General features: G+C 69.4%; 19 protein-coding genes. 10 read left to right on the forward strand and 9 right to left on the reverse strand.

All coding sequences use genetic code 11. The features are described 5' to 3' along the window. Positions 1 to 46: 46 nt before the first annotated feature. Positions 47 to 1,117 (reverse strand): magnesium and cobalt transport protein CorA, encoded by a 1,071-nt coding sequence (locus KK087_RS08965; RefSeq protein WP_214564890.1) that lies wholly within the window; start codon positions 1,115 to 1,117, stop codon positions 47 to 49. A 242-nt stretch (positions 1,118 to 1,359) separates the two neighbouring features. On the opposite strand from KK087_RS08965, the gene KK087_RS17910 reads away from it, so the two are divergent. From KK087_RS17910 to KK087_RS08985, 4 genes are all read left to right on the forward strand, one after another. Continuing rightward, on the forward strand, positions 1,360 to 3,312 hold the full coding sequence (locus KK087_RS17910) for an alpha/beta hydrolase (protein ID WP_214564891.1): 1,953 nt from the start codon (positions 1,360 to 1,362) through the stop codon (positions 3,310 to 3,312). 2 nt (positions 3,313 to 3,314) lie between these two features. Next, positions 3,315 to 3,824, forward strand: coding sequence for a hypothetical protein (locus tag KK087_RS08975; RefSeq protein WP_214544610.1), 510 nt, complete (start codon positions 3,315 to 3,317; stop codon positions 3,822 to 3,824). Positions 3,825 to 4,041: 217 nt separating this feature from the next. Continuing rightward, entirely contained in the window at positions 4,042 to 4,737 is a 696-nt protein-coding gene (locus tag KK087_RS08980; protein ID WP_214564892.1) for a helix-turn-helix transcriptional regulator, read from the forward strand. 97 nt (positions 4,738 to 4,834) lie between these two features. Beyond that, positions 4,835 to 5,212 (forward strand): VOC family protein, encoded by a 378-nt coding sequence (locus tag KK087_RS08985; protein ID WP_214564893.1) that lies wholly within the window; start codon positions 4,835 to 4,837, stop codon positions 5,210 to 5,212. A gap of 10 nt (positions 5,213 to 5,222) precedes the next feature. Here KK087_RS08985 and KK087_RS08990 read toward each other — a convergent pair whose 3' ends face one another. Then, positions 5,223 to 5,618: a MerR family transcriptional regulator gene (locus KK087_RS08990; RefSeq protein ID WP_214530086.1), complete on the reverse strand. Its 396-nt coding sequence runs from the start codon at positions 5,616 to 5,618 to the stop codon at positions 5,223 to 5,225. Positions 5,619 to 5,674: 56 nt separating this feature from the next. On the opposite strand from KK087_RS08990, the gene KK087_RS08995 reads away from it, so the two are divergent. After that, positions 5,675 to 6,385 carry an SDR family oxidoreductase gene (locus KK087_RS08995; protein ID WP_214544613.1) on the forward strand — a complete coding sequence of 237 codons (711 nt, stop codon included), beginning with the start codon at positions 5,675 to 5,677 and terminating at the stop codon, positions 6,383 to 6,385. Between the two features lie 9 nt (positions 6,386 to 6,394). Here the strand turns inward: KK087_RS08995 and KK087_RS09000 are convergent, their stop codons facing one another. Then, positions 6,395 to 7,048: an FMN-dependent NADH-azoreductase gene (locus KK087_RS09000; RefSeq protein WP_214564894.1), complete on the reverse strand. Its 654-nt coding sequence runs from the start codon at positions 7,046 to 7,048 to the stop codon at positions 6,395 to 6,397. A gap of 124 nt (positions 7,049 to 7,172) precedes the next feature. Here KK087_RS09000 and KK087_RS09005 point away from each other — a divergent pair, with 124 nt between their 5' ends. Continuing rightward, on the forward strand, positions 7,173 to 7,607 hold the full coding sequence (locus KK087_RS09005) for a winged helix-turn-helix transcriptional regulator (RefSeq protein WP_307860013.1): 435 nt from the start codon (positions 7,173 to 7,175) through the stop codon (positions 7,605 to 7,607). 181 nt (positions 7,608 to 7,788) lie between these two features. Here the strand turns inward: KK087_RS09005 and KK087_RS17650 are convergent, their stop codons facing one another. The 3 genes from KK087_RS17650 to KK087_RS09015 form a co-directional block, all read right to left on the reverse strand. Beyond that, on the reverse strand, positions 7,789 to 7,914 hold the full coding sequence (locus tag KK087_RS17650; protein WP_284732960.1) for a hypothetical protein: 126 nt from the start codon (positions 7,912 to 7,914) through the stop codon (positions 7,789 to 7,791). A 119-nt stretch (positions 7,915 to 8,033) separates the two neighbouring features. Then, on the reverse strand, positions 8,034 to 9,077 hold the full coding sequence (locus KK087_RS09010; RefSeq protein WP_307860016.1) for a DMT family transporter: 1,044 nt from the start codon (positions 9,075 to 9,077) through the stop codon (positions 8,034 to 8,036). Then, the gene (locus tag KK087_RS09015; RefSeq protein ID WP_214564896.1) at positions 9,058 to 9,429 is read right to left on the reverse strand and encodes an ArsR/SmtB family transcription factor; all 372 of its coding nucleotides are present in this window, start codon (positions 9,427 to 9,429) and stop codon (positions 9,058 to 9,060) included. Before KK087_RS09015 ends, KK087_RS09010 begins: the two co-directional genes overlap by 20 nt. Before the next feature lie 356 nt (positions 9,430 to 9,785). On the opposite strand from KK087_RS09015, the gene KK087_RS09020 reads away from it, so the two are divergent. Further along, the gene (locus KK087_RS09020) at positions 9,786 to 13,589 is read left to right on the forward strand and encodes a TIM-barrel domain-containing protein (RefSeq protein ID WP_214564897.1); all 3,804 of its coding nucleotides are present in this window, start codon (positions 9,786 to 9,788) and stop codon (positions 13,587 to 13,589) included. Between the two features lie 28 nt (positions 13,590 to 13,617). Continuing rightward, positions 13,618 to 14,028, forward strand: a complete 411-nt coding sequence (locus tag KK087_RS09025; RefSeq protein WP_214564898.1) for a P-loop NTPase family protein — start codon at positions 13,618 to 13,620, stop codon at positions 14,026 to 14,028. A 123-nt stretch (positions 14,029 to 14,151) separates the two neighbouring features. Here the strand turns inward: KK087_RS09025 and KK087_RS09030 are convergent, their stop codons facing one another. Further along, on the reverse strand, positions 14,152 to 15,018 hold the full coding sequence (locus tag KK087_RS09030; protein WP_214564899.1) for an AraC family transcriptional regulator: 867 nt from the start codon (positions 15,016 to 15,018) through the stop codon (positions 14,152 to 14,154). 565 nt (positions 15,019 to 15,583) lie between these two features. Here KK087_RS09030 and KK087_RS09035 point away from each other — a divergent pair. After that, positions 15,584 to 15,772 (forward strand): hypothetical protein, encoded by a 189-nt coding sequence (locus KK087_RS09035; RefSeq protein WP_214564900.1) that lies wholly within the window; start codon positions 15,584 to 15,586, stop codon positions 15,770 to 15,772. Between the two features lie 243 nt (positions 15,773 to 16,015). Here KK087_RS09035 and KK087_RS09040 read toward each other — a convergent pair whose 3' ends face one another. Beyond that, positions 16,016 to 16,498: a GNAT family N-acetyltransferase gene (locus tag KK087_RS09040; protein WP_214564901.1), complete on the reverse strand. Its 483-nt coding sequence runs from the start codon at positions 16,496 to 16,498 to the stop codon at positions 16,016 to 16,018. A 608-nt stretch (positions 16,499 to 17,106) separates the two neighbouring features. Here KK087_RS09040 and KK087_RS09045 point away from each other — a divergent pair. Next, a complete protein-coding gene (locus KK087_RS09045; protein ID WP_214564902.1) occupies positions 17,107 to 17,316 on the forward strand; it encodes a hypothetical protein in 210 nt (69 codons plus the stop codon). A gap of 95 nt (positions 17,317 to 17,411) precedes the next feature. Here KK087_RS09045 and KK087_RS09050 read toward each other — a convergent pair whose 3' ends face one another. Further along, complete coding sequence (locus KK087_RS09050) at positions 17,412 to 18,659, reverse strand: MFS transporter (RefSeq protein ID WP_214564903.1); 1,248 nt, start codon at positions 18,657 to 18,659, stop codon at positions 17,412 to 17,414. Positions 18,660 to 18,890: the final 231 nt, after the last annotated feature.

Here is an 18,890-nt window from a genome sequence, read left to right on the forward strand (position 1 = left end):
CACGCTGCCAGCTGGCACCGTGCCTCCAGTCCGTCGTCACGCACGCTCAGAGCCAGTGCTTCCGCTTGAACACCGCCCACAGCACGACCGCCAGCAGGACCATCGCGACGATCGCCGCCGGGTACCCCCACGCCCACCGCAGCTCGGGCATGTGCTCGAAGTTCATGCCGTAGATCGACGCGACCAAGGTCGGGGCGAACAGGATCGCCGCCCATGACGAGATCTTCTTCACCTCTTCGCCCTGCTCCATCGACGCACGTGCCAGCCGTCGGCTCTCCTCCCCCTGCGCCAGGCTCGCGCTGGTCATCCGGCGCATCGCGTCGTTCTGCTCCTGCGTGACCAGGGTCGAGTGCAGCGTGAGCGCGTTCTCGAGCAGTGTCCGGAACGTGTCCACCCGCTCGGTGACGCGGATCGCGTGGTCGAGGACGTTCCGCAGCTGGTTCTGCACCTCGGTGTCCGTGTCGTACTTCTGCGCACCCCGCAGCAGGGCGTTGAGCATCTCGGGCAGCGGGCCGATCGCGCGCTGGAACCCGATGACCTCGCTCAGCAGCTGGTAGATCCGCCGCGACGACGACGGGTCGACGTCGCCGTCGAACAGGTCGTCCTCGATGTCGTCGATGTCGTCCTGCAGCCCGGCGACCACGGGGGCGTAGCTGTCGATGACCTCGTCGAGGACCGCGCAGAGCACCGCCTCGGATCCGCGCCCGAGGGCTTCCGGATCGGCTTCGAGGCGCTTCCGCACGTCGGCGAGGTTCGGCCGCTCCGCCTGCCGGACGGTCACGACGAAGTCGCGCCCGGTGAACAGGTGCACCTCACCGAACTCGACCGTCTCCTCGTCCTCGTCGTACCAGGCGGGTCGCAGCACCACGAACAGGGTGTCGCCGTAGCGCTCGAGCTTCGCCCGCTGGTGCCCCTTGTGCGCGTCCTCGACGGCGAGCGGGTGCAGCCCGAACTCGTCGGCGACGGACGCAAGCTCGGTGGCGGTCGGACGGAACAGCCCGATCCACGCCATCGCGCCCCTCCCCGCGGCGTCGAGCGCTTCGTAGGTGCGCCCGAGGTCCGCCGGGGAGTCCGTCCGGGTTCCGTTGACGTAGATGCCGTTGTCGATGAGGGCCACCGCTGTCCTCCTGGTTCCGTGGTGCGTGCGGCCCGCGGGTGGGCCGGGGTGATCGTAGCCGCGGTGCACGCGGGCAACCTGCCGATCATGCCGGAGGGCCGACGGAGCGAGCCGCTCCCCTCACGCCACGCTGACGCTGCCGGCCCGCATCCTCACGGTTCGCTGACGGTCATCGGTGCGCTCCGCGCACCCGCCCTGTACAGTCGGGATCGCGTCGGGGAGCAGGCGCAAGGGGGATCACCGTGGGGGAAATCCAGTACGACGACGCTGCAGCCGATCTGCTGGCGCAGGCGGCGTCCGGCGCTGCCGAGACGCTGCGTGGCCAGAGCGCCGCACGACGCACCGGCGTCGAGAACGCGCTCGACGACTTCGACGGTGCGTACGCGAAGCGCTTCGAGGAATCGGCGCAGATCGAAGCGGACGACCGTCCGAAGCTCGCCTCCGTGCTCGACGAGCTGAGCACGCAGGTCGACGCGACGACGACCGCCGCCGCGAACGAACGGCAGCGGCAGGCCGACCTCGCCGCGTGGCAGGTCCGGCAGGACGAACGGGACCGGGCATCCGCCGAGGACCCGATCAGCGTCCTCCGGCTGCCCGGCATGCAGAGCTTCGACCTCAAGCCGTCCGAGATCCCGATCGCTCCGCCGAGCATCTCCGCGTCGTTCTCGGCGCGGACCCGGACGCGGACCGGCGGCGGGACGTCGGGCGGCACGAGCTCGGCCGATCCGGGGCACCTCCGGTCCTTCGCGAGCGGCTCGCGCGCACTCGACCGAGCAGCGTCCACGAAACAGACCACGCTGCGGAACGCATGGACCGGCTTCACGGCGAGCTGCGGGTGGGCGAAGATCGACGGTTCGACGTTCCTGCACGGATTCGAACGCCTGCTCGAGGAGAACGACGCGGACGCCGCCTGGGCCGACCGCATCGCCGACGCCTTCGAGCAGGCCGGAGGCCACGGGTCGATCTCGAACGCGACCCTCGACGTCTCCGCTGCCGCCGAGCTGCCGCCGGCGTTCCAGCAGATGCTGGACCCGGACCTCTCCGCGGCCGAGGTCGCGGCACTCTGGGCCGGACTCGGCTACTCGGCGGCGGACGCGAACGACCTCAGGGCGCTGCCGTTGCCGGTCCTGAGCGTCCTCGGCAACCTGGAGGGCGTGGACTACTGGGCGCGGGACACCGCCAACCGGGCCGTGCTCGATGCCCGCATCCGGGCAGCGGAGCAAGAGGTGGAAGACCTCCGGTCCACGGTCGCGTACGACAACGGGACGTCGTGGATGCTGGCGTCGGAGAACCTCGAGGCGCTGCGGGCGATCGACACCGCGAGCCAGTTCGAGCAGGGCAGCAAGGCCGGGGAACGGTTCATCGTCTCGTTGACGGACGACGTCCCGCCCCTGGCGGCGGTGTCGGTCGGCGACCTCGACACCGCAGACAACGTCACGTGGGCCGTGCCGGGGATGGGCTCCGACACGACCGGCATGGTCGGGTGGACCGACTCCGCCCAGCACCTCTACGACCAGCAGGCGGACACCGGGCCCGAAGACCGCGCCGTGATCTCGTGGATGGGCTACAAGACCCCGCCGCAGCCGGTCGTCTCCGGCAAGCTCGACTTCGGGGTCCTCGGCAGCGACTACGCCGAGACCGGCGGTGACCAGCTCGCCGCGTCCATCCGGGGGTTGGACGCGGTCCGCCAGGACGACGGGCCCACCACGAACGTCGTCGCTCACTCCTACGGCTCGACCACGTCGGCGTACGCCCTCACTCAGAGCGGTGTGCAGGTCGACTCGTTCACCACCATCGGGTCCGCCGGGCTCCCGAACTCCATCGAGGACGCCGACGACCTCAACGCCGACCACGTGTACGCCGGACAGGCGCGGGACGTCTGGGCGATCGACCCCGAGAAGGGCGACCAGTGGGCGTGGACCGGACGACTGAGCCCCGTGCACAGCCAGGACCCGACCGATCCGGACTTCGGGGCCACCGCCTTCGGCGCGGACGGCTCGGGCGCGCTCAACCCGGTCGAGGACCACGGCACGCACACGGAGGACGAACGGGGCTACCTCGACCCCAACACCGAGTCCCTCACCAACATCGGTTTCGCCACGACCGGGCACCCCGAGCTCATGACGGAAGCCCAGCCGAAGGGGCCGACCCGGTTCCAGGAGTCGCTCCTGGAGAATCCGCAGTGGACACTGTGACCGTGAACGAACGATTCCGCGGCCTCGCCCGCACCAGCACCGGCGTCGCCCTCGTCCTGACAGCGGCGCTGACCATGACCGGCTGTAGCAACACCCCCGGAGGCAAGACCGTGGATCCGTCCGACGCCAAGAAGTCGATCGTCGATGTCGTCAAGGAGTCGACCGACGCGGTCGGCGGCGACTGGACCGTCTACCGCGGCCCCGCTGCCGAGGTCTGCACGCGGTCGGGCGGCCAGGAAGGCGCCCGCTTCGTGTACATCCTGGAGCGGAGCGGCACGGACGGGGGCGGCGATCCGGCAGCCGACATCCGCACCGTCGAGGAACTCTGGAAGGCCAAGGGGATCACGACGGAACGGTTCGAGAGCGGCGGCGCGGACCCGCTCACCGGGATCCGCGGCGTCGACGGCCCCGTCACCTCGATCGGCTTCAACGCCTACCCGCAGCGCTACAGCATCACCGGCGTCTCGAAGTGCTCCGACGGTGACGTGCAGGAGCTGCGCTCCGCGGAGTGAGCGCGCCCGTGCGCGGGTCGACGCGCCCGGTCCAGGACCACTGACGGACTGGAGGCACGGTGCCAGCTGGCACCGTGCCTCCAGTCCGCCAGTGGCGCGCGTCCAGTGCCGCGCACGCCGCGACCGCGTGCGCCGACGAACGCGAGCCCCGCGAACACCCGTCACACGAGACGGCGTGGATCGGACGGAAGGTCGACGCGCGAGGGAAGATGACGAGGTGAACCGCACCGACCGGCTCTACGGCCTCGTGGAAGAGTTGCGCGCCGTCTCCCCGCACCCGCGGAGCGCGCGTCGTCTCGCGGAACGGTTCGAGGTGTCGGTGCGGACCATCGAACGGGACATCTCCGCGTTGCAGCAGTCGGGTGTGCCCATCTGGGCGGAGCCCGGCCGGGCGGGTGGGTACGTCATCGACGCGTCCGCGACGCTCGGCCCGGCGGGCTTCACGCCGGATGAGGCCCTCGCGGTGCTGATCGGGCTCGGCTCGCTGGGGCGCAGCCCGTTCCGGCACGCCGCGCACACCGCGGCCAGGAAGACGCTCGCGGTCATGCCCGCCGGGGACGCCGCACGAGCCAGCGCGCTGGCGTCCCGGGTGCACTTCCTGGAGGGCGAGGAGGACACGGTCGTCCCGGCCGAGTTCGCGGCGGCGCTGCGTGCGGATCGAGTCGTGCGGCTCCGGTACCAGGACGCCTGCGGAGCCGAGTCCGTCCGCGACGTCGAACCGCTGGGGTCGATCGGGAAGGACGGCCAGTGGTACCTGATCGCCTGGTGCCGGATGCGCGACGGGGTGCGGGCGTTCCGGGGCGACCGGATGCTGTCGGTCGAGGTCACCGACGAGCGGCCCGCGCAGCGTGTCCTGCGCTCCGAGGACCTGGCGATCCAGTACGGACGACTCCGGCCGGTCCTCGACGACTAGCCGGCGCGGTCGGTTTCCGGAAACACCGACAGGACGGTGTCGCGACCGCCGGAGAAGCTGGTCACTCCGAGTCAGCAGCACCACCGTGAGGAACCCCATGACGTTCACATCCGTCCGCATCATCACCGACGACCTCGAGGGCATGGTCGCCTTCTACGAACGGGTCACCGGCCAGCAGGCCGAGCGCCCCGCACCGGTCTTCGCGCAGTTCAGCGGCCCGGGTGGGACCCTCGCGATCGCCAGCACCGCCACGGTCGCCATGCTCGGCGGCGCGCTGACGCCGGCGACGAACCGTTCCGTGCTCATCGAGTTCGAGGTCGCCGACGTCGACGGCGACTTCGCCGAACTGCAGCTCAGCAGCGACGACGTCGTCCTGGAGCCGACCACGATGCCGTGGGGCAACCGCTCCGCACTGGTCCGCGACCCGGACGGCAACGTCGTCAACCTGTTCAGCAGGCCCGCTGCCGCCAGCTAGGCGGGGTTGCTCAGGCGGCGGCGGCATTCGCCGACGAGCGGCACTCCTCCGGCGGCCGCCCCGCGACGGACTCCGCCGCGATGTCGCGGAGTCGTGCGAGGCGATCGTGGGTAGCGGTGAGGGCCTCGATCTGGCGTCGGATGCGATCGCCCTCTTCGTCGAAGTGGTCGAGCATCGTCCGCGTGGCGACCCCGGTGTCGAGGAAGGGCAGGAGTTCGATGATCCGGCGGCTCGGCATGCCCGCCGCGTAGAGCATCTGCATGAAGCGCACCCGCGCGACATCGGGCTCGCGGTACTCCCGGTGTCCGCCGCTGGTCCGCTCCGACTCCAGGAGCCCCTGTTCCTCGTAGTACCGCAGCGACCGGACGCTGACGCCGGCCCGTTCTGCGAGTTCGCCGATCCGCATCGTTCTGTCCCTCGGGCTTGATCCTCACGTTGACGTCAGGTTCTACCGTAGCGGGCATGAACCTCTCTGGAGCCACTGCCCTCGTCACCGGCACGAACCGCGGTATCGGACGCCACCTCGCCGCACAGCTGATCGCACGCGGGGCGAAGGTGTACGCGACCGCCCGACGCCCCGAACTGATCGACCTCGAGGGCGTCGAGCATCTCGCCCTCGACATCACCTCCCCCGCGTCCGTCGCAGCGGCCGCCGCGGTCGCGACCGACGTGGATCTCCTGATCAACAACGCCGGGATCGCGACCACGGCGACCCTGCTGGGCGACCTGGACGCAGCGCACGCCGACATGGACACGAACGTCTGGGGCACCCTGTCCGTGATCCGCGCGTTCGCGCCGGTCCTGGCGGCGAACGGCGGTGGGAGCATCGTGAACATCGCCTCAGGCGCCTCCTGGCTCGCCATGCCCGGAGCCTCCGCCTACGCCGTGTCGAAGGCCGCCCTGTGGAACATGGGCAACGCCTTGCGGCACGAGCTGGCCGGCCAAGGGACCACGGTGATGTCCGTGCACCTCGGAGTGGCCGACACCGACATGACCGCGGGGATCTCGATGGCCAAGACCGACCCGGCGGACGTGGCGCGCGCGACCCTGGACGGGGTCGAGCGCGACGACTACGAGGTGGTCGTCGACGAGCAGGCCGCGTTGATCAAGCAGATGCTCGCCGGCGACCCCAGGGAGCTGTACGCGGTGGTGGCGCAGATGCTCGCGTCGTAGGAGCCGGCTTCACGCAGCCTTCGGCATGGCCGCCAACGTGCGGCCGTGCTGGGCCGCCTGCTCTTCGGCGCGGACCCGCAACTCGTCGGCCAGCTCGGTGAACTGGTCGAGGGCGGGGTTCACCCCGACGAGCGTGAACTCGCGCGTCACCACCTCGAGGTCGAGCTGCCAGATGTCCTCCAGGATGCGGCGCATCCAGGCTGTGGCGTGGTCCCAGCCCTCCCGGGGTGTGCCAGCGGAGTAGTTGCCACCCTGCACCGTGACCAGGACGGCCGGCTTGCCCGCGGTCGCGGGCACGGCGCCGGGTGCCATCCGCGGGTCGGTCAGCACGAGGTCGACGTAGGACTTGAAGTGCTGCGAGACGCCGAAGTTGTAGAGCGGCACGGCGAACAGCAGCGCGTCAGCACCGGCGAGCTCGTCGGTCAGCTCGGCGGCCAGGGCGACCGCGGCGACCTGGGCCGCCGTGCGCTCGGACTCAGGCGTCGCGGATGCGGCGACGGCGTCGGCCCAGCTGTCGGCGGGCACGGGGTCGGTGCCGACGTGACGGCGGGTCACCTCGGCGCCCGCGTGCACGGCACTCCACTCGGTTTCCACGATGTCACCGAGCGCTCGGCTGGTGGAGCCCTCGGTGCGGATGCTGGCGTCCAGGCGGAACAGGGTCATGACACTCCTTCGATCGTTCCCGGGTCGGCGACCCGGGCTTCGGTTACGATGGGTAACCCTGCCCGCCGGGTTCCCGTTACCGCAAACGATCCCCTGTTACCCGGCAGTAACCACGGGAGACCCCATGACGGACCAGACCGCGCTGGAGACGTTGCAGGCCCGGCTCCACCAGTCGATGCCCACGATGGCCGAGCTGTGCACGAGCGAGGACCCGGAACTCTTCCGGTCGCTGCTGTCCCGGATGGGCGACAAGTGGACGCTGTTGGTGATCGGGGTGCTCGGTGACGAGCGGCGGCGGTTCACCGAGCTCTCCGAGGTCATCCCCGGCATCTCACGCCGGATGCTGACCGTGACGCTGCGCGCACTCGAGCGCGACGGGCTCGTCTCGCGGACGGTCCACGCCGAGGTGCCGCCCCGCGTCGAGTACGAGCTCACCGACCTCGGACGGTCGCTGCAGTACGTGGCCCTCGCCCTCGCCGACTGGGTGCGGGAACACCAGCAGGTGATCGCCGGCAACCGGCAGGACTTCGACGGCGACGGTGACACCCGAGATCGATGACGACGGTGAGGCTCGCGTGCGACGGCCGATGGGCTACCGGACGCGTCTGGCGGAGTGTGCACCGACCTGCCATGGGCTGGAAATGGCAGCAGCCTGCCGTTTCGACGGTGTCTGCACAGAGCACTGGCGGGAACCCGGTTCCCCGGATTCCCGCCAGTGAGTCACCGCTTCGCGGCGCTTGTTACTTGCCCTTCTTGTGCGAGGTCTGCGTGGTGCTGGGGTGCGACTTCGCGTACTTCGACGTCACGTACTTGCCAGTGATCGAGCTTCGCGACGAACCGCCGCTGCTCTTGCCGGACTTGGCCATGACTCCGCGCTCCTTCCTGCCGCGAACGAGTGGGCGATCCACCCTCTTCGACATCACCATGGTCCTTCAGAAAGGCTCATGTGGTTGCTTGACGCGCCGATGACCACTACATGTAGTAGTCAGTGGGTGTGGCGGTGGTGACTGTCGGGGTAGTGCTCGTGGGTGTGGGTGATCGGCTCGTGCGTGTGGACGTGCCGGTGCCAGGTGCCGGCGGCGACGGGTTCCGGGTGTTCGTGCTGGTGGTGCTCGTCGTGGTGGTGCCAGTGGTCGTGGGTCACGGCCTGGTGGGTGTGCTCGTGTTCGTGTCGCTCGGTCAGGTGGAGCCAGATCCCGACGGCCATCAGGATCCCGGCGACGACGAGGGGCACGGTCACGGGTTCGCCGAGCACGATCGCGAGGACAGCGCCGAAGAAGGGGGCCACCGAGTAGTAGGCGCCCGCCCGGGCGGTACCGACGTGGCGGAGCGCGACGATGAAGAGCACCAGGCTCACGCCGTAGGCGAAGAAGCCGACCACCATCGCTGCGGCGACGTTGCCGATGGCGGGCAGCTGTGCGCCGAGGAGGAACGCGAGGACCAGGTTCACGGGACCGGCGACGCCGCCCTTGATGCCGGCGAGCCAGGACGCGTCGTGGATGGCGACCTTCCGGGTGAGGTTGTTGTCGATGCCCCACGACAGGCATGCTCCGAGGATCGCGAGCGACGGCCAGGCGCTGCCGAACTCGATCCCGGCGGGGACGGTCAGCACGACGGCGCCGGCGACGATCGCGAGCATGCCGAGCGCGATGCGGCGGTCGAAGTTCTCCCGGAACACGAACCAGGCCAGCAGCGCTGTCGCGACACCCTCAGCGTTCAGCAGCAGTGATGCCCCCGACGCCGGCATGTTCACCAGGCCGACCAGCAGGAGGACCGGGCCGAGGATCCCGCCGAACAGGATCGCCCCGGCGAGGGGCAGCTGCTCGCCCCTCGCGAGGTGCACCCGTGGTGAACGGCGGATGAGTCGGATGAGTCCGAGCCCGAGCCCTGACCCGGTGTAGAGCAGCCCGGCGAGCATGAACGGGCTGACCGCGTCGAGGAGCAGCTTCGCAGCAGGTGTCCCCGCGCCGAAGAGCACCGCCGAGAGCAGTGCTGCCTGGACGCCGCGACTACGCAGAGCGGTCAGCACGCGCGGCTCCCTCGTGGTGGTGGGCGGGGGTGCCGTCGAGCTGGTGCTCGGCCTGGAAGATCGCATCGGACACGAGCTGTCGGGCGTGCTCGTTCGTGAGCCGGTAGAAGACGCGTGTGCCTTCCTGTCGGGTGGCGACCACGCGGGCCAGACGCAGCTTGGCGAGGTGTTGCGAGACCGCGGCTGGCGACCTACCGACCTGCTCAGCGAGGTCGTTCACGGGCAGCTCGACGTCGGAGAGCGCCAGCACGATCCGCACCCGGGTGGCATCGGCGAGCATGCTGAACACCTCGACCGCCAGCTCGACGTAGTCACTGTCGACGTGGCGACCACACCTGCTATCTGCATCCATGCGCAGATTCTTGCATACCCGTTCGGGCTCCGCGGCGAGAAGCCGTCGCGCCAGCGGGCCGACGGCCAGGCCGGGCCGGGCCGGGCCGGGCCGGGCCGGGCCGGGAGGCACGGTGCCAGCTGGCACCGGGCCTCCAGTCCGTCAGTGGCTCGAGTCCACGGCCGCGCACGACGCGACCACGCCGCTCACCAAGGCGGCGGAAGCCGCGAAACGAGCCGACCCCCAGCTGCCCCTTCCTCGGAAGCCCTCCTGGTCGTATGGTTTACAGCGTTGTAAACGGGCCGCCGCAGGGACGGCCCGCAGGTCACGGCCGTTGCACGGCCCGATGGACGACGACGTCCACGAGGAGCACCCACTTGCGCCCCATCTCCTTCCGATCCCGAGGGCTGCGCCGTGCGCTGTCGTCGGGCATCGTCGCTGCGACCGCCCTCGGCATGCTCGGGATCGCCGCGATCCCGGCCGCCGCGGACCCCGCAGCCGACCGCACCGTCGTCTCGGGCCAGGCCCGGTTCGAGGTGCTCTCCCCCACCCTGATCCGCACCGAGTACGCGGGTGACGCGCAGTTCACCGACGGCAGCACCTTCAACGTCATCGGCCGCGACGACTTCGCACCCACGACGTTCACGAAGACCGAGCGGGACGGCTGGCTGACCCTCGACACGGGCGCGATGACCGTCCGGTACAAGGAGGGCTCGGGGGCATTCGCGCAGGACACCCTGCAGACCACCGTGACCACGGCCTCCGGGCAGCGGGTCACCGGCACGCCGTGGGTGTCGACGCCCACCCCCTCGTGCACGATCGGATCGCTCTGCGAGGCCGAGACGCTCGGGCTCACCGGCCTGTCGCTCGCCACCGACCACACGGGCTTCACCGGAGCCGGGTTCGCCGCGGGCTTCGAGTCCGTCGGCAACGCGATGACCTTCACGACCACGGCGGAACGGGCCGGCTCGTACGACCTCGCCCTGCGCTACGCGAACTCGCAGGGCGGCGACGGCCAGGTCGCCACCCGCACCCTCAGCCTGACCGTCGACGGCGGCGCCGCGAAAACGATCCGGCTCGCACCCGGCGCGAACTGGGACGACTGGAAGACCACCGCCGCCACGACGCTCGACCTGCCCGCAGGCGAGCACCGTGTGCGCATCGAACGCACCGCGGACGACTCCGGCCGGGTGAACGTCGACAGCCTGGCCCTGGTCAGCACGGGTGCCGCCTACCCGGCACCGTCGACCACGGTCACCGGTGAGGACTGCGCGTTCGGCACCGTGTGCCAGGCCGAGGACTCGGCACGGACCGCTCCGGCGACGACCGCCACCAACCACAACGGCTTCGCCGGAGTCGGCTTCGTCGCCGGGTTCGAGCGTGCCGGGGCGCAGCTGACGACCCACATCACCGGGGTGCCCGCCGCGGGCGACTACGCCCTGCAGGTCCGCTACGCCAACGGCTCAGCCGGCACCCCGACGCTCACCGCGGCCCCGACCGGTCAGCAGTCGACCACTGCACCGCTCCCGAGGACGAGCGGCTGGGACTACTGGAACACCGCCACCGTGCCGGTGCACCTGGCCGCCGGCACGAACGACGTCGTGATCGGGTGCCCGACCGTGACGAACAACTGCAACGTGAACTTCGACACCGTCGCCGTGGTCAACACCGCGTCGCCGGTCCTCGCCGCACACGCACCGCTCGGCGGGTACCGACGGGACCTCGACACCGCCAACGGATCGGTGAAGACCAACCCGGGCCTGCTCTACCAGGACGTCTGGTCACTCCTCGACGACAGCGCCTCGGCGCTGTACGACCAGGCGACCAACACCGTCACCCCCGCCGGCGACCACGGCGGCGAGCGCTACCAGGACGGCTACGTCTTCGGGTACGGCAGCGACTACCGTCATGCCCTGCAGGAGCTCGCCGTCCTGACCGGTCCGACGAAGCTGCTCCCCCGTTGGGCGTACGGCGTCTGGTACTCCGAGTACTACGACCGCTCGCAGGCGGACTACCTGGCGATCGCGAAGCAGTTCCAGGACGAAGGCGTCCCCGTCGACGTCATGGCGATCGACACCGACTACAAGATCGGCAGCCCCACCAACCAGGGCGACAGCAAGTGGAACGGCTGGTCGGTCGACCCGTCCCGGATCCCGGACATGACCGGCCTGCTCGCCGACTGGCACGCCGAGGGCATCCACAACACCCTCAACATCCACCCGTCGATCTCGAGCCAGGACCCGCAGTTCGCGAAGGCCCAGGCCACCGCGAAGGGCAAGCTCACCAAGGGCGACGGCGACCGGTACCTGTTCGACTGGTCCGACCCGGACCAGCTCAAGGCCTACTTCGACCTGCACACCTCGCTGCAGCCGAAGGGCGTCGACATGTGGTGGCTCGACTGGTGCTGCAGCGAGAACTCGAAGTACTCCGCGAACGGCGTCACCCCCGACGCGTTCATCAACCAGCAGTACGCGAAGTACACGGACCAGGCGCTCGGCGGCCGGGGGCTCGCGTTCTCGCGGGCGTACGGCTCGCTGACGGCTGGCGGCTACGGCAACCCGCAGGCGGTCCCGACCGGCCCGTGGGCGGACAAGCGCACGACCGTGCACTTCACCGGCGACACCACGTCGTCGTGGGACATGCTGCTCGCCGAGGTCGGCTACACCCCCGGTGAGTCCGCCGCGACCGGTCTGGCCTCGGTCAGCCACGACATCGGCGGCCACAACGGTGCGCAGTACGGCATCGAGGGCGCCGAGGAGGGCACGACCCAGCTGCCCGAGGACCTCTACGCCCGCTGGGTGCAGCTCGGCACCTTCCAGCCGATCGACCGCCTGCACAGCAACCACAGCGACCGACTGCCGTGGCAGTACCCGGCCGCTGCAGAGGCCTCGGCGAAGCGGTTCCTGAACCTCCGCGAGGCCCTGGTCCCCCTGACCTACACGCTCGCCGCCCAGGCGACCGAGACGGGCACCCCGATCCTGCAGCCGCTCTACCTGCAGTACCCCGAGGCGCAGGAGTCCTACGCCCAGGCCGGCTCGGAGTACCTGTACGGCCCGGACGTGCTCGTCGCCCCGGTCACCACCGCGAACGACGACTCCGGCAAGGCGACCCGCTCCGTCTGGTTCCCGGCCGGCAGCTCGTGGACCGACTGGTTCACCGGTAAGACGTACGCCGGAGGCACCACCGCCGACGTGACGACCGACCTGAACAGCATGCCGGTGTTCGTGAAGAGCGGCGGCATCGTCCCCACCCGCTCGGAGCAGGTCGGGAACGACGCCGCACCGCTCGACGCCGTCACCCTGACGGTGGCGACCGGAGCGAACGGCTCGTTCGACCTGCACGAGGACGCCGGCGAGGACAGCGCCGCCACCGCGAAGGCCGCGGCGGGCAGCGCCTCCACCGCCGTCCGCTACACGCAGCAGGCAATGGGCGGCTCGCTCGCCATCGCCCCCGCCGACGGCTCCTTCGCCGGGCAGGTGCAGGACCGCTCGTGGACCGCGACGTTCACGAACGCCGACCGCCCCCGAACCGTCACCATCGACGGCCGCGTGATCGCGGACACCGCCTGGACCTACGACGCCGACACCCGCACCATCAGCGTGCCGGTCGACGAACGGTCCGTGACGGAGCGAACGGTCGTCGCCTTCAGCAGCAGGGCGGCGGCGACCGCGGTCCTGCGGGTCGAGTCGCCTCGGGTGGACGCGGGCGACACGCAGACCGTGACCGGCGCCGGGTTCCCGGCCGACACCGACGTGGCGCTGGCGACCGCGCCGCGCATCGGTGGTGCCACCGCGCACACCGACGCGAGTGGTGCGTTCTCGGCGGACCTGCGGGTGCCTGACACGGCGTCCGGTCGGGTGACCGTCACCGCGTCGGTCGACGGTGTGACCCTGGCTCGGGCCGCCTTCACCGTGGTGGCTGCGGCTGCTCCGGCGCCGACCACGTCGCCGGGTGCGGGCACGCCGGGCAGCGGCGCTCCGACGCCGGGTGACAGCGGATCCGCTCCACCGGGAGCGGCAGCGCCGGGCAACGGTGGCGCGGTTGCGGGCAGCGACCCGGGCGGCGCGCTGGCCTGGACGGGCGCGAACCTGCTCCCCCTCGGGCTGTTGGCGGCGGCACTGCTCGCGGCCGGTGGACTCGTGTGGACGCTGCGGAGCCGGCGACGCCGGGCGCGTGCCTGAGCCCGCCTGAGCGGTCTCCCGTCCGTCCGTGGTCGCGCTGCAGATCCCCGATCACCGGACCGCGATGCTGCGGCTGCGGCTGCGCTTGCGGGCATCGCCCGCTCGCTCGCGTGGTGATGGAAGGCATCTCAACGTGCGCCAGTACGAGGACCTGCTCGCTCGGACCGCTCAACATGCGACTGACGCCCGCTTCTACGCCTTCGACCTCACACTCGAGGAAACGGTCCGTCGACATGCCACGAGACCGAAAGTTGCTGAGTTCGACGCCGAACGAGTGGTATCGCGGGTAGGCAGACCCATCCGGTTGACGATGGTCGATCGGACACTCGATTGGACCTCCGACATCGCCCGCAGCGAAGTGAGGCCTACGGACCCGGCCCGGCTTGAACGGGCAGCCACCCTCGCCGTGCTGCGGGCAGGACGCACCCTTACCGGGTAGATGCGCCTTGGGCGGGTTCCCGTGACGATTACCGTCCCTCAGCGCCTGGTCTTCGTCCCGCTTGCCGATCCATCGACGGGTGGCGGGCCTGCCGGCATCCCACGGCCGACAGGTCCTTCTCTGCTAAGCGCGCTCGACAGGGAGCCAGAGCTCGCAGGTGGCCGTGCTGAAGTCATCGGCGCGGTCGAGTACCGCGACGATGGACGGTCCGGGCCGGAGCCGCCAGGGGTTCGACGGGAACCAATCAGTCGCGGTCGCCGCCCATGTCTCCTGCAGTGCAGCCGGGTACTCGCCCTCGGTGCGGAACACAGCCCACGTGCCGGCCGGAACCTCGATCGTGTCGAGATCTCCGATCATCGGAGCCTTCCCCGCGACGGCTACTCCGTGCAGGTAGGTCAGTTCGCTCCCCTCGGTGTAGTCCGGGTCGACATCGGCGCTGACCTGGAGCAGGCCGCTCGGTTCGGTGTCGCTCAGGGCTTTGAGGCGTGCGTGCTCAGCTGCCGGAAGTGAGCCGATGTGGGCTTGGATGTGCGGGTTCATCCCCTCGTGGATGAGGGGCACGCGGGTGGCGTGACCCACGAGGAGAAACGCCGGTCGATCGGTGATCCGTGTGTCCATGGTGATGTTCCCTTCTACGGTCAGGCGGAACCTGAGCTGCGGTTGCGTTCGAAGGGGGCCACCATTTCGCTTGACGCTGCCGACGCTGACGCCGTGAACCGAGCGGAACGCTCGACCGAACGCCTCGGTTGAGCCGTAGCCGTACCGCACCGCGATGCTTAACAGGTTTCCGTCTCCGAGGACATCCGCTGCCGCGACTGACATTCGGCGACGACGGATGTACTCCGACAGCGGCATGCCAGCGAGCGATGAGAACATCCGCCGAAGGTGGTACTCCGTCGTGCCGAGTTCCCGCGCCAGGGATGCAACGTCGAGGTCGTCGTCCAGACGACCTTCGACCAGTTCGACCAGTCTGTTCAGCTCAGCGATCATGCCGCCTCCTTCGACACCCACACTTCCGGGCCGTAACGATCGGGACCCTACTATCGCGGTCCGATCGGATCGCCTCTGTGCTCCGGAACATGCCCGTGAGCCGGTCGGTCTCCGGTCACAACGCGGAGCGGTCACGAGTGGGGCATGCTCGACTCATGACGTTCTCCTGGTGGATCTGGTCTGCCGTTGTGCTCGTCGGGCTCATCGGAGCGGGACTGCTCTTCCGTTCGGTTGTGGTGACGGTCCGCGAGTACGGGTTCGGACGAGGTCAAATGACCAGGCGACCGGGGGCGCCCTGGTTCTGGACGGGACTGGCGACTCTGATCATCGCGGGGTTCCTCGTCATCGGCTGGGCCTTCATGCTCGACGGGTGATCTCCGCAGGATGGCGAGTCTCGGCCGCGTCTCGACAACCGCCTTGCGTTCGGAGCTCTTGCGGAGCACGCAGCAGTTCACCGGCGCCCGCTGACCGATCGGCTGCCGGGCGGCTGCAGTCTGGTTACATCGATGCGCGCTCGAGAACTCCTCGGGCCGCACCCGCCGCCGCTACAGGAGAGGTGCTCTGCATGTTCAAGATGAAGGGAAACCTGGTTCCGCCGACCATCATCGGGTTGTTCGCGGTTGCTATCGGTGTCGTCACGCTACTTTCACCGAATCGCGCAGATATCAGCGTTGCCGTCTGGGGTGTCCTCGCAGGATTGTTTGGTCTCTATGTGCTGTGTGGCGTCGTAGTTTCGTGGCGCGCGCGACAATGACGCTTCGAAGCGCAGTAGACCACGACGCCCTCCTGGCGCCCGGGAGTGTCCGGTGGCCGATCGTTGACCGGGCGCGCATGGGGATTGGTGGGATCCTTCCGGTATGCAGGCGAACATCCGGCTCGGGAAGCAGATGGACCTCCGGAACGCGGTGCAATCGCTCCTGGAGTGACTTACGACCGGTAGCTGATCCCCATACGGAACACTGATCCCGGCGGGGAAGACCGGTGAGGCAGCAATCGCTCAGCTCTGCTGGACGGTGCGGCGGAACACCACGAGGTCATCGCCCTCGGTCCAGTAGTCGCTGACCTGCGCGACCTGCTCGTAGCCGAGCCGGAGGTAGAACGCGCGCGCCGGAGCGAACTGCTCCGTCGAGGACGTGCGAACGAGGATCATCCGCGCCCCTCCCTCGATCAGCGCCGACTCCACCGCCCGCATCAGCGCCTGCCCGATACCGTGGCCCTGCTGGTCGGTGCGCACGCCGATCATCGTGATGTCCCACACCCGATCGGTCGCCTCTTCCGCGCGAGCGAGCACCGCGCCGAGAACCCGGCCGTCGACGGATGCGACCAGGCTCCGGCTCTCCTCCCGCGTCGACGTGAGGTGCCTGTCGAGGGCGTCCTCGAGGAAGGGTGCATCCTCGCGCGCGAACATCTCCGCGAGCACCATCACCTCGACCACGGCCTCCTGATCGAGTGCGGTGTAGGGCCTGATGTCGACGGTCATGAATCCGCACCTCTCTTCGGCGACAGCCCAACGTTGGGCCGGTCGTCGGGGCCACCCTACGGTGAGCGGCCACCACCAGGAGCGTTCCGGTGACCCATCGGCTATTGCGGTGTGATGGTTGAGCCGCGCGGAGCGGTGGATTGTCGAGTCGTGGATACCGCGGAGGAGATCCTGTAGGACGGACAAGTGATCGATCGCCCTGCTCTGGCCGAGTTCCTACTCGGGTCGCAGGACGTAGTTGAACGCGCACTTGCTTGCGTCCGTCTTGCAGACGACCGAAATAGAGCCTTCAAGAACCCGGCTCTGAAGGGGGTTGGGGCAGACGAGCGCGCAGCTGCGCTCGCTGCGTTCGTGCGCGCCTGTCGGGAGGACCTCTCGCTCGCCGAGCTCGATACTTTCCGACTCAGAACAGATTACGCCTCGGTCTCGGGTGCTTTGCTGCCGGGTGGTGATTGAGCGACGCCTGGCCACGAGAAGCAAGGAGTCAGCTTCGGTCTGCGGCGGGTTGGACAAGTTAAACGGCAATGTATGCGGACGGAAGGATGCGCGGGACTGTCTCTGCACTGGGTGCCGGACAGGTTGGACGGCGGCCGACAGAAACGGCGACGATGATGCGCTCGATCGCCATCACGCTCTTCATCATCGGCGCAGTGCAGTTCGCGAGCGGCATCGTTTACTACCTCATCGACTACAAGCGAACTGGCAAGCTCTACCGCAAGAAGCTCCCGTGGTTCCCGATCATCATCACCGGTTGGGTGCTCTGCGCCGCTGGCGTGTTGGCCGGCCTCATCGGCACCAGCGGACAAGGGTTCGCATGATCACGGCACCGGCAGAATCGTTCTGACACTGTCGCCGCACCGAACCACGTGGCCAAGCCGCGAGCGAGCGCCAAGTTGTCTCGTTGATCCATCCTCTATCGAACGGCGGTTGTCCTGAGTGGTGAGCACATCGCGACGACGACGGCGCCGGCGAACACGAGGGTCACCGCGAGCAGCGCGACGCCATCTCCAGCGACGGTCATGAGCGCGCCGCCGCCCACTGCTCCTGCAGCCGCGAGGGTCCTGTTTGCGCTGCGCATCGTGCCATTCATCCGGCCGAGGAGTGTGTCGGGTGTGACGGTTTGGCGGAGGCTCATCTCGTTCGCGTTCTCGCAGCCCGCTGCAGCGCCGTGCATGGCGAAGGCGACGAACAACACCGCGACGGTCGTCGGTGTTCCTGCGGTGCCGGTTCCAACCGTCGTGAGCGTGATGGCGGCCCAGGCGATCGGGTACGCGGCTCGAGCGGCGATGATCGTCCGGCCGGCACCGAAGCGGGTGCCGAGGCGCGGAGCCGCAGTGGCGCCAACCAGCATCGCGACACCGCTGACGGCGAGGATGCCCCCGTACACCGCGGCTGGGAGCGCGAAGGTGCGGAGCGCGAGTGTCGCGGACACCGTCAGTCCGGCGGCGTTGGCGAGGAACCAGAGATGTGTCGACAGAGCCAGCGGTGCGAGCGTCGCATGACCGTACGTCCACCGCAGACCGTCGGCGATGTCGCTCCGCAACCGCGCACCCGCCGTGCGCGCTGGCGTCTGCTCGATGACGCGGACGCGCGCGATGAGGACGGCGTCGACGAAGTAGCTCACCGCATCGAGCGCGATCGCGACCGGCGCGGTCACGATGCTGACCAGGACACCTCCGAGAGCCGGGCCCACCGTCTGCGCTGCAGCGTCACTCTGGTCAACCCGCGCATTCGCCGCCAGGAGGAGCGGGCGAGGGACGATTCGAGGGAGGAGGGACTGCGTTGCGGCGAATCCGATGACGGACAAGATGCCGAACACGAACAACGCTGCTGCCGTCACCCAGAGGTTCAAGAGCCCGGTCAACCAAAACACCGGGATCGCGCCCAGGCACACGCCACGACCGACACTCGCCCAGATCAGCAGCGGCTTGCGCCGGAATCGATCGACGTACGCGCCGACGATCAGCCCGAACAACGCGTACGGCAGGAACTGCGCAGCGTTCACCAACCCCACCTCGAACGGGCTAGCGTGCAGCACCGTCACCACGAGAACCGGTACGGCCACCGCGCTCACCGCGGATCCGAACGACGAGAGGGTCGCGGCAGACCAGTACGAGCGGAACCCGGGCACTCGACCCAGCGTGGTCACGTCCTCGCCCATGCGCCAACGCTGGCAGACCGCGACGCTGCGAGCAAGACAGTTCGCACCACCCGTCCCTGTCTCGTTCGGCGATCCAGCACTGCTGTCCGCCCAGCCACCTAGGCGGTTGTTCGGTCACCGCGCCGATGACGCCCAGAGTTCTTCTTCGAGCGGGGCAAGGAAGCGTCGGGACAGTGCGGTCAGTGCTTCGCGGGCGCGTGGCGGTCGTAGGGCTGTGGCTCGAACCGTCCA

This window comes from Curtobacterium aurantiacum, from assembly GCF_018598555.1.
GTDB lineage: Bacteria > Actinomycetota > Actinomycetes > Actinomycetales > Microbacteriaceae > Curtobacterium > Curtobacterium aurantiacum.

Excerpts from the sequence above, each read along its gene's own strand:
- KK087_RS08985 (WP_214564893.1), top strand. The coding sequence starts at position 4,835 with ATGACGTTCACATCCGTCCGCATCATCACCGACGACCTCGAGGGCATG.
- KK087_RS08990 (WP_214530086.1), bottom strand. The coding sequence starts at position 5,618 with ATGCGGATCGGCGAACTCGCAGAACGGGCCGGCGTCAGCGTCCGGTCG.
- KK087_RS08995 (WP_214544613.1), top strand. The coding sequence starts at position 5,675 with ATGAACCTCTCTGGAGCCACTGCCCTCGTCACCGGCACGAACCGCGGT.
- KK087_RS09000 (WP_214564894.1), bottom strand. The coding sequence starts at position 7,048 with ATGACCCTGTTCCGCCTGGACGCCAGCATCCGCACCGAGGGCTCCACC.
- KK087_RS09005 (WP_307860013.1), top strand. The coding sequence starts at position 7,173 with ATGACGGACCAGACCGCGCTGGAGACGTTGCAGGCCCGGCTCCACCAG.
- KK087_RS17650 (WP_284732960.1), bottom strand. The coding sequence starts at position 7,914 with ATGGCCAAGTCCGGCAAGAGCAGCGGCGGTTCGTCGCGAAGCTCGATC.
- KK087_RS09015 (WP_214564896.1), bottom strand. The coding sequence starts at position 9,429 with ATGGATGCAGATAGCAGGTGTGGTCGCCACGTCGACAGTGACTACGTC.
- KK087_RS09030 (WP_214564899.1), bottom strand. The coding sequence starts at position 15,018 with ATGATCGCTGAGCTGAACAGACTGGTCGAACTGGTCGAAGGTCGTCTG.
- KK087_RS09035 (WP_214564900.1), top strand. The coding sequence starts at position 15,584 with ATGTTCAAGATGAAGGGAAACCTGGTTCCGCCGACCATCATCGGGTTG.
- KK087_RS09040 (WP_214564901.1), bottom strand. The coding sequence starts at position 16,498 with ATGACCGTCGACATCAGGCCCTACACCGCACTCGATCAGGAGGCCGTG.
- KK087_RS09045 (WP_214564902.1), top strand. The coding sequence starts at position 17,107 with ATGATGCGCTCGATCGCCATCACGCTCTTCATCATCGGCGCAGTGCAG.
- KK087_RS09050 (WP_214564903.1), bottom strand. The coding sequence starts at position 18,659 with ATGGGCGAGGACGTGACCACGCTGGGTCGAGTGCCCGGGTTCCGCTCG.